Below are 13358 nucleotides of genomic sequence, written 5' to 3'. Positions count from 1 at the left end.
CTTTTTTGTTATCAAGGCTGAAACTAATCTATTTCGTTACAGCCTCTTCTTTTTTATGCGTATCTTTTCATCTAAAGAATTCATCTTGATATAATTTAAGTATCTAGTTGTAGAAAGGAAAGTATCATGAAAAACACAGCTTTGTTGGTCGTTGATATGCAAAAAGCATTAATTGATGAACAACCTATCAATCGGAATGAACTTATACAAAATATTAATGAAATGATCGATTTTTGTCGGTTAAAAAATGTTGACGTTATTTTTGTAAGACATCAAGATAATCAAGAAGGAAGTCCGTTAGTTAAAGATACATCAGGATGGCAAATCTATAAAGAACTACATTTAAATACACATGATAAAATAATAGATAAAAAGTATAATAGTGCATTTTATCAAACAGACTTGAAAGATTATTTGATATCTAAATCGATTGAAAACATTATTTTGGTCGGCATGCAAACTGAATATTGCATAGATGCAACCTGTAAATCAGCATTCGATTTAGGTTATCATGTTTATCTGCCTAAAGGATTTAACTCTACCTTTAATAGTACATATGTTAAAGGTGAAGACATTATCAACATGTATAATGAAGAAATATGGCATGGGTTTGCTGATGTCATTGAGTTTTCTGATTTAAAAGATAGATTTTAACATACAAGTTAACGTCTATTTTAATACATAGAAATCATTTCTTTTTTAGCAATGATTTGATATAATATGAATGGTCAAATTGATACGGGACGTGGCGTAGCTTGGTAGCGCGCTTGGCTGGGGGCCAAGAGGTCGCAAGTTCAAATCTTGTCGTCCCGACCATAAAAAAAATTAAGCAATCTATGGATTGTTTTTTTTGTTTATATCATAGATATAAAAAAAAGTTACAAAAAATTATATTCAGCACTTGACACGTTAGAGTGCCAGTAATATAATATAGATAGAAGGGGTGATGTTTATGCTGAAAGTCTCAAATAGACTAAGAATCCTTGGAACCACTGAAGAAGTAAAAGAAATGAAGGCGTTTCTTGAAAATTCGAAAGGTGATGAAAAGAGTTCATTTGATCTGACAAAGGTTACCTCTAACTTTAAGGAAAAAGTTGAAGAAATATCAGAAGGGTATGATCGATATGACTTCAAGACTGACAAACCAGTTCTTGATATCATCATTGAATTATCTAAGAGATTTTCTGAAACAAAACTTGCATATCAATATGTGAGTATGAATGAAAAAGATGACAAAAATCTTACACTTGTTGAACAAGAAAAAGCACACTATTTATTACTAAATGGTGAAATTACAAGTGAATCCAAGTCATCAACAAAACATGCAAGAACCAAGAAGTACGAGACCGATAAGGTGATTGAAAGTAAACCAGACGAAAATAAAGAAAAAAATGAACTCGTTTCAAGAGACTCATTGTTTAGCCTTCAAGAAAAATTCTTCAAGGACATTCAAGATTTCATGAAAGACTTCACAGATTCATTTTTTAATCACTGGTTCTAATATGGATTCGAAATAAAAAGGCTGAACTCAGCCTTTTTGTCTATTTATTCGGATGTAAGTGATACATAATCTGATGACAATGTAATACTTAGATTACCATTTCTAACTCTTAACTCATCTAGAAATTCTTTTTGATCTGTGTCAGGTTTTAACTTAATTAAATAAGTTAATTCAAACATCGTTCCAAAATCTGTTGTTTTCACACGTTGAAGTTGATGGCCATTTAAGTATTTCTTAAAGACATCATTGAAGACATCAGAATAATTGAGATTTTCAGGGATCACAATCTTTAACTTAGCATGTCTATTAGAATCTTTATCTAATCTGAAAGAATGAAGTATGATTAAAATGATACTAATAAATGCTGTAAAGATGATTGCTATTCCAACAAATCCCATTGCGGATGCTAAAGCAATACCGACTGTACTTAAAATATATGTAATATCTCTAGAATCTGCAATCGCTGTTCTAAATCGTACTAATGTAAAAACTCCAGCTAAACTAAATGCACGTGCTAAGTTGTCTGAAATGAGCAAAACTATAATTGAAATCACTAAAGGTAATAGGAATAGTGTCATACTAAATGATTGGTCATAGACCGTATTTTTATGAGTAAAAATATAAACTAGACTTAATATGCCACCCAAAATGGTAGAAGTAATAAGAACAGTTAGTAATGCACCTAAAGTTAAGGGCATAATATCAATGGTGATAAAGAATGTAGTCATCGTTAGTTCCTCCTAAAAGATATTGTTGATAAGCTCTTCCATATTTAGAAAAGCTTTGACTATATAATTGATACTCTGATAATTTTCTCGCTAACCAAAAAGGGAAATTATCTTCTGTTTTGACTTCCATCAACCAACTATCTCTATTCGATAGAATAAGATTACCATAATCGTTTGTAAAGTCAACTTTTTGATTTCTAAATTTAATATTGTAATCGAATGTCACGCGTAGTTCATCTGTAGGTGACATCATAGCAATCCGATCGTATTTGATAAATGCACCAGGATAAGCATTATGAATGTTTATGAAATAATCAATTTCTTTCATGATTTGATTATCTCTAAAGTTATCAAATGTGGGCATTATTTTTTTCTCTAAATAATCTAAGGCTTGATCATAACGCATAGTAATTCTACGTTTATTAATTTTACCTTCATATTTCTTTTTGATTTCTAGGAAGACAGGGTCCTCAGGATTTAAGGGAAATTTATAACTTCTTAAGCGCAGTTTATCTTTATATCTTGGTTTTGCAATTGAATTTCTTATGATACTAAAATCATGTGTATCGAAATAAATATTATAGACTGTATAAGCTTTACCATCTGTTGAGTAAGGGTCTTCAATGAGATATTCATTAAGGAACTCGATAAGCTCATCTTTTTGTTTTGCAGTTATGATATATTTTCTTTCATATCGATTAAATATAGGTCTGTTCATATACCTCTCCCAAATTAAGTGAAAACCATATAAATCTACAGTTTCGTATTCGCTTTTAATATTATACCATGTATTCTAGTACAGAGTCATGATTTCACTAAATAATTATGAAGGATTTAATGATTGATAAATGATAGAAATAAATATACAAATAGACAAAAAGATTTATAAATGGTAAAATAACAATCGCGATATGAATTGCATCCGTAGCTCAGTTGGATTAGAGCATAACCCTCCGAAGGTTAAGGTCGCATGTTCGAACCATGTCGGATGCACCATATATGGAGGAATACTCAAGTGGTTGAAGAGGCACGCTTGGAAAGCTTGTAGGTCTTAAAGGACGCAGGGGTTCAAATCCCCTTTCCTCCGCCATAAATTAAAAGTCGACATTTTGTATCCTATACAAGATGTCTTTTTTATTTTATTGCTTCACTGAGATGTTTCACAAGTATCTAGATTATCAGGAAAAAGTCGACAATGTCGACTAAAATATTAGAAATGTCGATATAATATGATATAATATAGACAAAGGCGGTGACATAATGAATTACACAAAAACTTTAAGAGAGTTTTGTATACAAAATCAAGGACGAATATTTGATGTTCAATACGAGCAAAATCATCGCTTTTCTTTGATATCATATAAAACACTGCTTAAGATACTAAATAGATTAGAAGATGAGCAAATCGTTTCAAGTATTGCAAAAGGGGTATATATTGTCAACTCTGATCAAGATATTGACATTGATAAAGCGATTAAAGAATATTATGTGGATCATTTTAGCGGTATGATGGTTGGAAAAGCGATGTATAACTATTACGATATCGGAGATCAAGATGTTGATACTATTCAGATTTATACGAACAAAATAGTATCTAACAACAAATCAATTGATAAGTACCACCTCATCAAGTTTAATACGTTATTTTATGATGAAGTAGTAAGTCTAATTACTGCCTTGGAGTTAATAGAAAAAGTAAGTTCTATAAAAGATATCAATTATATTCGTTATCATGAAGAAAAAGAATCTGGGATAAAATCATATTCCGATGAGATTTTCAAAGAGATTATAACGCACCATCCCTATAAATACTCAACAGTAGCTACTCTTGATGAATTATTAAATAGATATTCAATTAAGAATAATCTCATAAACATCTACAAAGAGAACTATAAAAATGTTCTTCAGAAATAATGAAACAGATTTTTGGAAATGGTGTAGACATTATTTAAAACGAGCAAAGTATGTTATCAAATTTTATGATAATATAGAAAATACTCATTATCGTATTAAAAACATAAAAGCAAAAGATGCCAAAGAAATCATTGAACAATATGAAGTTTTAAAATATACGCTAACTGAAGAACAAAACCAGTTACTAGAAAAATCATTAATTAATAATGAAAGATTTAAATACGATAAAAGAACATTTAATAATATTGATGAAATTATGAGAAATTGGAGTCAAATCTGTTTTCCAAAACATAAATTGAAACTCAAATCAATCTCTAAAATAGAAGTTGGTAAAGCAATAAAAAATCAAAGATTATATCATGACATGTCATTGAAGTTTGTTGCAGATTTACTTAATATTAGTCAAGCAACTCTTAAAAGTTACGAGACTGGAACTAGATTAGCAAAACTTGATGTGATATATGGATTATCTCAGATTTATAATATGACTATTGATGATTTGATCGGATGAAAATAATGAATTAAATGATAAACAAAAAAAGATTTAGAAAACTAAAAGATTTAGATTCTGAAATCTCTTTTATCTTGTCGTTATATGTAACAACGATTTTATTTTCTCAAACATAATAAATTAAAGCAATAGTATTCTTGTTTAATCATCACAGTGACTTAAGCAGTTTTGCTCTATTAAACAAACTTGAAACGCTTCAAATTAAATTTTTAATGCCTTTAGAAATCATCATTAGTGTTATTTCTTGTTGTTTTTCCATGAAGAAATCAAATGGTCAAATTCAGCCATAACAACAAAAATAATAAATACCGGAAGAACATCTTCCCAACCATTATTCATTATCCCCACTATTACTGTGATAAGAATCAATATAATACCAACTATAAAAGTCAAAAATTTAAATGTGCTCATTTTTATAAACCTCGTAAAGTTAATGGTTTTGCAGAATATGTGGTATTAGACTGTCCTCGTTTAACTGATACTCCATAAATACTTATATCTAATGTTAAAGCATTGCCAAAAAGTCTTTCATTGTGAACATAGACAGTTTGAACTACTGTAGTATTTGTAGCAATCACATAATAAGAACCATAGGCATATTCTCTATCAGAGCCTTGATAATTATATAAATTAACATCATACGAAACCCCATAAATACTGGGGTAGGAAGGAGTAAGATCTTTTTGGTAATAGTGATAAATAAAACCAAATGAGTAGTTTGGATCAACATCTCTTCTCATAAAATAATAATATCCAGACATACTATAATAGTTTGTATTTCCTAGCAAACTATCTTTACCATCCCAAAAGACTCCATTCTCTCCATGTCGAATCACTAATTTATCTGTGTGTCTTAAAACAAATGGTGTATCATAGTTTACATAACTTTGAATTCTATATATCGGATATACTTTAGATCCAGATACATAATAATCAATTTCATATGCTTCGGTAATTATTGTCAAATATTTATCGGTTGACCAAGTGTCCTCTACATCTGGATTCCAAGATGGTAGTCCTTCAGGGGTCTTGTAAGTATATTCGGTGGTCATAACATTTGAGAAACTACTAGGCTCACTAGTAATATCATAATCATTTAAATAAATTCTTTCTTCATGAATTATAGCATAATAACTGTTTTCTAAAGCTTTTGTATCAATATTTATACTTTCTAGTTTCATTTTATCTTTTGCTAATGATGCAGACAATTTTTTCGTATTATTGATTTTGCTCTTATACTTGATTTCAGTTACTTTAAGATTATCAGAAACTCTTGTCTCGATGATATCCAGTTCAACACCAAAATCTATTTCTGAAGCCCCATTAACCGTTGCAGAAAAAAATGTCATCACCAAAGTCATCAAAAAAAACACTAAACATAGTTTTAAAATTCTATTCATTATATCCCCCTATTTGTTATGATATAATAGATTGTAGCATGCAAAAGTGGTGATGTCAATGAAGATAGTGAACTTTATATGTACTGCATAGGGTAAATCAAAAAGTCATTTTGAAAATCACCTTTTTAAGCTGTTTTTGTAGGGGTGCGTAAAAATCACTAGGGGTGCGTAAATTCTGCAAAGGGTGCGTAATTGTATTAAAATAGGTTACACAACCCATATAACAATAAAATGACTCCAAAAAGTTGGAGAGAAGGTATATATTGATACCTAATCTTAAACGAAGGAGTATTTTTTTCTTTGTAATCATTTTTGCATTTAATGACAATTGTCACTGTTTGCATGATTGGTTTTTTGTTATCCTATGTGTGAGGTGATTAACATGATCGTAAAATTGAAAGATGTCATTAAACGTTATCAAGGGAATCGTTTAGCACTTGACTATCTAGATTTGGAAATTCAAAAAGGTGAAGTTGTTGGACTATTGGGTCCAAATGGAGCAGGAAAGACTACAGCAATTAATGCTATAGTGGGTTTAATTGATGTTGACGAGGGTTCTATTGAAGTTTTCGGACAAAAACAAAATGGATCAAACCGAGATGTTAGAAAGCGTATCGGATTGGTGACACAAGAGGTTACTGTATATGAAGATTTAAGTGCATATGAAAACCTATTGTTTTTCGGTAAGCTCTATGGACTACGTAAAGAAAATTTAAATAGACGTATTCAAGAAGTTGCTAAACTCATTGGTTTAGAAGATAGACTACATGAGTTACCTAAACGTTATTCAGGTGGTATGAAAAGAAGACTAAATATTGGATGTGCACTACTTCACGAACCTGAACTCATTATTATGGATGAACCGACTGTTGGTATTGATCCACAAAGTAGAAACTATATTTTAGAGTTCGTGAAGGAAATTGCTAAAAACACAAATACAGCAATTATCTACACATCACACTATATTGAAGAGGTTCAACTGATATCTGACCGTGTCTATATTATTGATCAAGGTCATATTATTGCAAAAGGTACTGTTAAAGAATTGATTGAAAAAATCAAAGGGGATCAGGTAACCTTAATAGAAGTCAAACATCCTTTAGAAGAAAGTATACAAAAGATTAAAGGAGTTAGTGGTGTAAAAGAAGTAGCTATTGACAAAAATACTTATCAGATCATCACTGAAGCTCATGTGAATCAATTAGACAAGATTTTAAACATTCTAGCATCGCAAACGATTGTTAATATTCAAAACCAGCAGTCGAATCTTGAAGATGTTTTCTTGATGTTAACAGGTAAAACGCTTAGAGATAGTGAGGTGTAAAAGATGGTACGTTTTTATGGATTAAGAGTTTTAAAAGATTATTTAGGACATATCATATTGATTGGGTTACCAGTTGTTTTAATAACGTTGATGACAGCAATCAATAAGGAAGCTACCGAGATTGAAGACGTAAAGCAAATGGCTTTGTATATAGGTATTATCTATATAATTATGTTCCAAGGATTTGGTGCAGCATATACATTTGAAGGTATTGAACACGATTTCTTTAAGCCATTTAGAAATCGTTTAAGAGCAACTCCTGTTCACCCGATGAAGTTTGTATTAGCAAACATCTTCTCTAGCATTAGCATCAGTTTCCTTCAGTCATTGGTTATTTTAGGTTATGTGGTTTTATTCTATGGTTCTGTTGTGAATAATATAGCTTTAGTTTTATTGACACTACTGATTGGGGTTATCTTGGCACAGTTTGTTGCTGCTATATCGATTCTTAGTTTGAAAAAAGCGTCAAAAGCTCAAGCAGTAATTACAGTCTACATCATTATAGCGATGATTATAGCAGGTTTCTTTTTTCCGTTACCAGAAAATGATGTAACAGTGTTTTTATCAAAATTTTCAAGTCCTCTAGCATGGACACATTATGCAGTACATGGCTTTATGAACAAAGCATATGATGAAGCCTTATTAGGCTTAGGATTATTATCATCTTTAGTCATGATATGTGGATTGGTTGTATATCGCTTAAGTAGGAGAGTTGCGATATGAGTGTCATATTTAGGATTGCGTTAAAAAGAATATTTAAGCAAAGACTAACGTTGGCGTTAATGGGGTTGTTACCACTTGTATTAATATTTCTTCCAAGAAGTGAAGGTCTAGATACAACAAGAATTAGTTATGGTATTTTTGGATTGATTACACTGTTTGCAACATTTATGTTAACTAAACAGGTTATTGAAGATAGACAAAGTCATACAATCATTCGAATCGCAGCCTCACCAATTACTCATAAAGACTATTTAATGGGTCACTTATCGGCTTATATGAGCGTTATGTTTGTACAAGTTACACTATTTTGGATCATAAGTTATATTGTGTGGAGAGGCGTATTTACCTTTTATCTATGGGCGTATTTACTCATGCTTTGTTTCACAGTAATGGCTATTTGTTTTTCATTATTTTGGCATACATTATTCAAAACCTATGCAACATCAATAGCAGTTTATAGCATTGTAGCTAATCTAATGGCTGTGATGGGTGGAATGAGTCTACCCTTAGAATATTTACCAGAACGCTTAAGATTGATTGCTATTATTTTACCTACATATTGGTATGCTTATGGTCTAGAACTGGCTGCACTTCAAAACTATGTTTTAGTCATTCTATGCTTGTTAATTTTATTAGGGTTTGCTATAATATTTGTAACGATAGGATCTAAAAGGAGATTGGAGTAATGCGCTCTTATGTAAGACCTGATACAATCCTTTATGCTTTAGTTACAATATTATATGGGCTAGTGTTTTGGCTGATTAAACCGCAGGAACCTGCGGTTTTTTTCCTAATGATTGTTTCGGTTTTACTTATGGTTTTAAGAATGAGATTTCATTTGCAAACGCATTATTTATTAATTGAACTTGCATTATATATAGCTGTTTCTTTTTACTTTATAGAAGCACTATACTTGTTGATTCCATCGATTTCTATATGGATATATCGTGAGAAATTTTACTTAATTGGAGTTTATGTGCTTGTATGGATTGGTTTGTTGGATTTTCGTTATGATTATGTAGTTTTGGCTTTATTTTCAGTATTTTCAAGTATCATACTCAGTTTCTGGTCAAAAGATCATATGTCAGTCACAAAAGAAATTGATCAATTAAGAGAAGAAAAATATACTCTAGAACAAGAGCGCTATCACTTGCTTCAAACACAAGAAGAGATATCAAAACTTAGTGTTATTTCAGAAAGAGATAGAATTGCTCAGAAATTGCATGATGATTTGGGCCATGAATTAACTGGAGCATTGCTTGCGATTAGGGCTTATGAAACTCAAATTATAGATGCTTCTAAGAATGAATCATTTAAAGCTTTAAAAAATAGAATAGAAAAAGCTGTTGAAAGTCTTAAAGAAACTGTGCACCATACGAAACCAGAAGAAGTTTATAATTTAGAACATTTCAAAGGAAAAGTTCATGAGTTGGCACAATATGAAATTAGTTTTGTTCAAAAGGGTATCGTTAACTCATTGAAAGTAACACACTGGCATGCATTTCTTTCTGTATTAAAAGAAGCATATACAAATATCCAAAAACATTCAAAAGCAACTGAAATTAATGTAGTCTTACATGTTGATGAAAAAATTGCCAAATTATCTATTACAAATAATCATAGTATAATGAAAAAAAATAAAGAAGGGGTAGGACTTCACTTTATGAGAAGGCGCATTGAAGCATTAGGTGGAACGTTGATCGTTAACCCAAGTTATTTATTTACATTAACTTGTGTGATTCCTATTTACTTGGAGGAGTGAAATGATGAAAATACTATTAGTTGATGATGATCATTTAATTACTGATAGCCTAGAAATCATTTTGTCAAAAGATCAAAGTTTTCAAGTTGTTGGAAAGTGTGCAAATGGTCTAGAAGCGATTGAGTTCATTAGAACACATCATGTTGATATCATCTTAATGGATATTAGAATGCCTGAAATGAATGGTATTGATGCATGTGCAAAAATTAAAGAAATAAACCAAAGCATAAAAATCATTATGCTAACAACTTTTAGAGATTTTCGACATGTTCATCAAGCACTTCATGCAGGTGCGAGCGGATATTTACTAAAAAGTGAAGAGGTTGAACAACAGATACAAACGATAAAGACAGTATTTCAAGGACAAGCGATCATTAGTGAAGAGGCTCTTCAGGAGTTTACAACGAGCAATAGAGTACAATTGTTAACGGATCGAGAAAATAGCTGTATGGAGCTTATCGCGCATGGTTATTCCAATAAAGAAATAGCGAGTAGACTTTATATAGGTGAAGGCACAGTTCGTAATGTTATTAGTATTATATTGGAAAAGCTGATGTTAAGAGATCGTACACAAATCGCTATTTATTACTGGCAAACGGTTCAAGATGATACAAATAAATAAGAATATCAAGATGGCGGATTCTTAATGAATAGTCGTTTGAAATTGTAGGAAATGATGAATAGATATGCTTATTAAGCATGTAACCCAATGAAAGTCAGTACAGTTATTTTAATGACTTATGCTGCGATTATTGGATTTATACATGGGGTTGGAGAAATACTTCAAGCAGGAAGACAATCAAATTCATTTTTGATTCATGCGTTAGATGTTGCTGATCCTGATCAAGTTTGGCATGCAGGATTACCTGCATTTTCCATAATACCTGATTTTTTAATTTCAGGAATCATCACTATTTTGATAAGTATTGCTATCATTATTTTGATAAATGTGTTGATTGAAAGCAAGTATTTAATGTATTTTCCACTCTTATTTATGCTCCTGTTTCTTTTTGGTGGCGGCTTTGTTCCACCATTTATTGGACTTATATGAAGCACTTATTATATTGTGAGAAAAGAATCGAAATTATATAACAAGCAATCGTCATTTTTTAGAAAGCATATTGCAGCATTATGGATTTACTTGATAGCAGTTCTAATATTTTGGCTTCCTTCAAGCTGGGGGATTGGATAGGTTTTCCCTGCGTTTATACTTCAAATAAGTTCTGCAACATTTATGATCTTTAATATAATCCTTCCAATTTTAATATTAATAGCTGCCAATTTAAAATACTCTATGACTACAAATACAATATTGAAATGATACCAAAAACCTGTGTTTAGTGTTGTCCGTATTCAAAAGCAATCAAAGGTAATGTAGAAGTAAGCTATTTGTAGTTTTATAGACTGTATAGGGTATTTTCAATACTCTTTTTGACAGTTGACCTTTTTTATAGAAGAACCATCAAAAACTGATGGTTTTTTTTGCTTTATATAGCTAAAATATCGAATTCATCCGGGTTACATATCCTAGAGTAGCATGTGGACGTTTTTCATTGTAGAAGATAACGTGCTCGTCAATACAAATTCTTAAGTGATCATAGCTATTGTAGATGAGTCTATATATTTCTCATGTGTATTTCATATTCGTTTTCACTTTTCCATCGAATGCTACTATAATGAATATATAAATAACAAATGCGTACAGAGTTTAATTCCTGTTGATTAGATGTCATACCATCCCATAGCAAATTTTGGCATAGAAAATATTGCAAACATGTGATAACATTTAGTTAAGATAACGATGAATTGAAAATATGGGAGGGTACACATTACCATGATGATTTTTTTGTTTTTATTCTATCATCATGTGATAGGCTATCCAACATATTATAAAGCAAACATTCAAAGTCTTCTAAGAGAATGACTTTTTAAATTTTTTAGATCTACAGAGTGGTTATATTATGGCTATCAATCTAAATACTAAAAGTATAAAAGGTGGGTTATTTGTTTAAGTACCTTTTTGATGTTATTTTTATTAACTTTTAGATTTACTTTTTTGATCAGCAGTTCACATACAAAAATCCATTTATTATATAGAATTCTATCGCTTTTCGCGGGTAGTTTTACGTTTATTTTTGTGCTATATTTTGCGATTTATTTGTTTAAATATATTATAATTAACGCAATAAATGCAATAAGAGAAATTAATGAATTGTCATCTTTAGCATTACCAAATTTTTTATATGAGTTTAAATCTTGGATATGGACAGCAACGATACCAACTGTATTAGCCTCCGTTATCGCTTTAATTGATAAAGTGCAGGAAAACTTTAATTTGCTTATTGTCTATGTTTGGGTAATATCAATGGTGATTTTATTAATATCCATTTTGATCAGAAAAACAAGAAAATGAATGAATATTGGATTGTATAGGGTAAATACAACAGTCATTCTCTAAATTTTTAAGATTTTTAGAAAAACAGCTTAGTTAAGCCATAATTTAGGGGTGCGCAACTGTATTAAAATAGGTCATTCAACCAATATAAGAAGCATAGGTTTGATACAACTCGTATCAGGCATTCTTTTGCTTTAATAAGGGATTTTTCTCACTTTAAAGAGTTACTTTTGACTTTAAAAGTTGCTGAAAATCAAGACAAAATACTACAATTGAATAGGTGCTTACACGATTTGCATTCAATTTACACGATTACAATGTGATTTACACGATTTAAGGTTTTTAACAATATCACAATGAAATCTAAAAAATAATCGTCAATGAGACTATTGAAAAAACTCTAAAATACTGTTATAATATAGTCAGAAAGTAAGAAAGTAGGAAAAAGAGGTCGATAGAATGATTCTTGATTTGAGAAAAAAATCACAAATAACGATACCAAAAGAAATTGTTGAAGAACTTAATCTTCAAGAAGGAGATCATCTTGAAATTTATGTAAAAAATGGATTAATCATCATTGAACCAGTAGCAGTATATTCAAAGTCCTATATCAAAAAACTTGAAGAAACTGTAATGAGATTGTATGAAGAGCCAACAAAGTACGATGTTGGTCCATTTAAGTCTGTAGAAGATGCTATAAACTATTTGGAAGAGATAGATGAAGAAAATGACAAAAATGAAAATGAGAAAGAGAGATGAGGTATGAAATACTATTTTCTAGTAGATTTAAGAAATCTTTTACTAAGTTACAAGATGCTGAGAAGAAAATATTTTATGAAAAGTTATCTTTATTTATAGAAAATCATAAGCATCCAAGTCTAAGATCTAAAAAGATTAAAGGAAGCAAAATATTGTTTGAGTCTAGTATCAATATGTCAATTCGTATCATATGGACCTATCATGATGAAAATTTAATAATCAAGCTAGATATCGGACATCACGACATATTAAAAAGATTGTGACGAGTAGTTTTATATATTAGATAAAACAGAACACAGGATTTAGTTGGTTCGCAGCAAGGCAGAAAAACGAACATTTAA

Annotated in this window: 17 protein-coding genes and 3 tRNA genes; 15 read left to right on the top strand and 5 right to left on the bottom strand. The window is 30.6% G+C overall.

All coding sequences use genetic code 11. From position 1 onward, the window contains the following. Positions 1–126: 126 nt before the first annotated feature. From QJ521_RS08585 to QJ521_RS08575, 3 genes are all read left to right on the top strand, one after another. A complete protein-coding gene (locus QJ521_RS08585; protein ID WP_282840058.1) occupies positions 127–654 on the top strand; it encodes a cysteine hydrolase family protein in 528 nt (175 codons plus the stop codon). 85 nt (positions 655–739) lie between these two features. Continuing rightward, positions 740–816: transfer RNA gene (locus QJ521_RS08580), tRNA-Pro, on the top strand. A 136-nt stretch (positions 817–952) separates the two neighbouring features. Then, entirely contained in the window at positions 953–1501 is a 549-nt protein-coding gene (locus QJ521_RS08575; protein ID WP_282840057.1) for a hypothetical protein, read from the top strand. A gap of 44 nt (positions 1502–1545) precedes the next feature. Here QJ521_RS08575 and QJ521_RS08570 read toward each other — a convergent pair whose 3' ends face one another. Together QJ521_RS08570 and QJ521_RS08565 are read right to left on the bottom strand one after the other, a co-directional pair. Further along, on the bottom strand, positions 1546–2229 hold the full coding sequence (locus tag QJ521_RS08570) for a DUF4956 domain-containing protein (RefSeq protein ID WP_282840056.1): 684 nt from the start codon (positions 2227–2229) through the stop codon (positions 1546–1548). Continuing rightward, complete coding sequence (locus QJ521_RS08565; RefSeq protein ID WP_282840055.1) at positions 2204–2947, bottom strand: polyphosphate polymerase domain-containing protein; 744 nt, start codon at positions 2945–2947, stop codon at positions 2204–2206. The genes QJ521_RS08570 and QJ521_RS08565 overlap by 26 nt, the downstream gene beginning before the upstream one ends. A 200-nt stretch (positions 2948–3147) precedes the next feature. Here QJ521_RS08565 and QJ521_RS08560 point away from each other — a divergent pair. The 4 genes from QJ521_RS08560 (at position 3148) to QJ521_RS08545 (ending at position 4654) form a co-directional block, all read left to right on the top strand. Beyond that, positions 3148–3225, top strand: a tRNA-Arg gene (locus QJ521_RS08560). Between the two features lie 5 nt (positions 3226–3230). Further along, positions 3231–3319, top strand: a tRNA-Ser gene (locus QJ521_RS08555). Positions 3320–3489: 170 nt separating this feature from the next. After that, positions 3490–4143 (top strand): hypothetical protein, encoded by a 654-nt coding sequence (locus QJ521_RS08550; RefSeq protein WP_282840053.1) that lies wholly within the window; start codon positions 3490–3492, stop codon positions 4141–4143. Continuing rightward, on the top strand, positions 4127–4654 hold the full coding sequence (locus QJ521_RS08545) for a helix-turn-helix domain-containing protein (RefSeq protein ID WP_282840052.1): 528 nt from the start codon (positions 4127–4129) through the stop codon (positions 4652–4654). The genes QJ521_RS08550 and QJ521_RS08545 overlap by 17 nt, the downstream gene beginning before the upstream one ends. Positions 4655–4891: 237 nt before the next feature. Here the strand turns inward: QJ521_RS08545 and QJ521_RS08540 are convergent, their stop codons facing one another. Both QJ521_RS08540 and QJ521_RS08535 read right to left on the bottom strand, forming a co-directional pair. Further along, on the bottom strand, positions 4892–5065 hold the full coding sequence (locus QJ521_RS08540) for a hypothetical protein (RefSeq protein WP_282840051.1): 174 nt from the start codon (positions 5063–5065) through the stop codon (positions 4892–4894). 2 nt (positions 5066–5067) lie between these two features. Next, complete coding sequence (locus QJ521_RS08535) at positions 5068–6054, bottom strand: hypothetical protein (RefSeq protein WP_282840050.1); 987 nt, start codon at positions 6052–6054, stop codon at positions 5068–5070. 382 nt (positions 6055–6436) lie between these two features. Between QJ521_RS08535 and QJ521_RS08530 the strand changes: the two genes are divergently transcribed. The 6 genes from QJ521_RS08530 to QJ521_RS08505 all read left to right on the top strand — a co-directional run bounded on the left by QJ521_RS08530 (position 6437) and on the right by QJ521_RS08505 (position 10914). Beyond that, positions 6437–7378 (top strand): ABC transporter ATP-binding protein, encoded by a 942-nt coding sequence (locus tag QJ521_RS08530; RefSeq protein ID WP_282840049.1) that lies wholly within the window; start codon positions 6437–6439, stop codon positions 7376–7378. A 3-nt stretch (positions 7379–7381) separates the two neighbouring features. Then, positions 7382–8101 (top strand): ABC transporter permease, encoded by a 720-nt coding sequence (locus QJ521_RS08525; protein WP_282840048.1) that lies wholly within the window; start codon positions 7382–7384, stop codon positions 8099–8101. Beyond that, positions 8098–8787 (top strand): ABC transporter permease, encoded by a 690-nt coding sequence (locus QJ521_RS08520; RefSeq protein WP_282840047.1) that lies wholly within the window; start codon positions 8098–8100, stop codon positions 8785–8787. The genes QJ521_RS08525 and QJ521_RS08520 overlap by 4 nt, the downstream gene beginning before the upstream one ends. Further along, positions 8787–9863, top strand: coding sequence for a sensor histidine kinase (locus QJ521_RS08515; RefSeq protein WP_282840046.1), 1077 nt, complete (start codon positions 8787–8789; stop codon positions 9861–9863). The genes QJ521_RS08520 and QJ521_RS08515 overlap by 1 nt, the downstream gene beginning before the upstream one ends. A gap of 4 nt (positions 9864–9867) precedes the next feature. Further along, a complete protein-coding gene (locus QJ521_RS08510; RefSeq protein WP_282840045.1) occupies positions 9868–10485 on the top strand; it encodes a response regulator in 618 nt (205 codons plus the stop codon). A gap of 87 nt (positions 10486–10572) precedes the next feature. Further along, a complete protein-coding gene (locus QJ521_RS08505) occupies positions 10573–10914 on the top strand; it encodes a hypothetical protein (RefSeq protein WP_282840044.1) in 342 nt (113 codons plus the stop codon). A gap of 444 nt (positions 10915–11358) precedes the next feature. On the opposite strand, the gene QJ521_RS09715 is transcribed toward QJ521_RS08505, so the two are convergent. Next, the gene (locus QJ521_RS09715; RefSeq protein WP_430757351.1) at positions 11359–11475 is read right to left on the bottom strand and encodes an integrase core domain-containing protein; all 117 of its coding nucleotides are present in this window, start codon (positions 11473–11475) and stop codon (positions 11359–11361) included. A 1242-nt stretch (positions 11476–12717) separates the two neighbouring features. Between QJ521_RS09715 and QJ521_RS08500 the strand changes: the two genes are divergently transcribed. Both QJ521_RS08500 and QJ521_RS08495 read left to right on the top strand, forming a co-directional pair. Further along, complete coding sequence (locus QJ521_RS08500) at positions 12718–13017, top strand: AbrB/MazE/SpoVT family DNA-binding domain-containing protein (RefSeq protein ID WP_282840043.1); 300 nt, start codon at positions 12718–12720, stop codon at positions 13015–13017. After that, a complete protein-coding gene (locus tag QJ521_RS08495; RefSeq protein WP_282840041.1) occupies positions 13014–13280 on the top strand; it encodes a hypothetical protein in 267 nt (88 codons plus the stop codon). The genes QJ521_RS08500 and QJ521_RS08495 overlap by 4 nt, the downstream gene beginning before the upstream one ends. Positions 13281–13358 lie beyond the last annotated feature (78 nt).

The organism is Peloplasma aerotolerans (assembly GCF_030012175.1).
Lineage (GTDB): Bacteria > Bacillota_I > Bacilli_A > Acholeplasmatales > Acholeplasmataceae > Peloplasma > Peloplasma aerotolerans.
Note: the sequence above shows the minus strand (reverse complement) of the source record. Positions and strands in the feature narration are given on the sequence as shown.

Bases quoted from the DNA above. Each gene is read 5' to 3' on its own strand.
- QJ521_RS08585 (WP_282840058.1), top strand. From the start codon at position 127: ATGAAAAACACAGCTTTGTTGGTCGTTGATATGCAAAAAGCATTAATT.
- QJ521_RS08575 (WP_282840057.1), top strand. From the start codon at position 953: ATGCTGAAAGTCTCAAATAGACTAAGAATCCTTGGAACCACTGAAGAA.
- QJ521_RS08570 (WP_282840056.1), bottom strand. From the start codon at position 2,229: ATGACTACATTCTTTATCACCATTGATATTATGCCCTTAACTTTAGGT.
- QJ521_RS08565 (WP_282840055.1), bottom strand. From the start codon at position 2,947: ATGAACAGACCTATATTTAATCGATATGAAAGAAAATATATCATAACT.
- QJ521_RS08550 (WP_282840053.1), top strand. From the start codon at position 3,490: ATGAATTACACAAAAACTTTAAGAGAGTTTTGTATACAAAATCAAGGA.
- QJ521_RS08545 (WP_282840052.1), top strand. From the start codon at position 4,127: ATGTTCTTCAGAAATAATGAAACAGATTTTTGGAAATGGTGTAGACAT.
- QJ521_RS08540 (WP_282840051.1), bottom strand. From the start codon at position 5,065: ATGAGCACATTTAAATTTTTGACTTTTATAGTTGGTATTATATTGATT.
- QJ521_RS08535 (WP_282840050.1), bottom strand. From the start codon at position 6,054: ATGAATAGAATTTTAAAACTATGTTTAGTGTTTTTTTTGATGACTTTG.
- QJ521_RS08530 (WP_282840049.1), top strand. From the start codon at position 6,437: ATGATCGTAAAATTGAAAGATGTCATTAAACGTTATCAAGGGAATCGT.
- QJ521_RS08525 (WP_282840048.1), top strand. From the start codon at position 7,382: ATGGTACGTTTTTATGGATTAAGAGTTTTAAAAGATTATTTAGGACAT.
- QJ521_RS08520 (WP_282840047.1), top strand. From the start codon at position 8,098: ATGAGTGTCATATTTAGGATTGCGTTAAAAAGAATATTTAAGCAAAGA.
- QJ521_RS08515 (WP_282840046.1), top strand. From the start codon at position 8,787: ATGCGCTCTTATGTAAGACCTGATACAATCCTTTATGCTTTAGTTACA.
- QJ521_RS08510 (WP_282840045.1), top strand. From the start codon at position 9,868: ATGAAAATACTATTAGTTGATGATGATCATTTAATTACTGATAGCCTA.
- QJ521_RS08505 (WP_282840044.1), top strand. From the start codon at position 10,573: ATGAAAGTCAGTACAGTTATTTTAATGACTTATGCTGCGATTATTGGA.
- QJ521_RS08500 (WP_282840043.1), top strand. From the start codon at position 12,718: ATGATTCTTGATTTGAGAAAAAAATCACAAATAACGATACCAAAAGAA.
- QJ521_RS08495 (WP_282840041.1), top strand. From the start codon at position 13,014: ATGAGGTATGAAATACTATTTTCTAGTAGATTTAAGAAATCTTTTACT.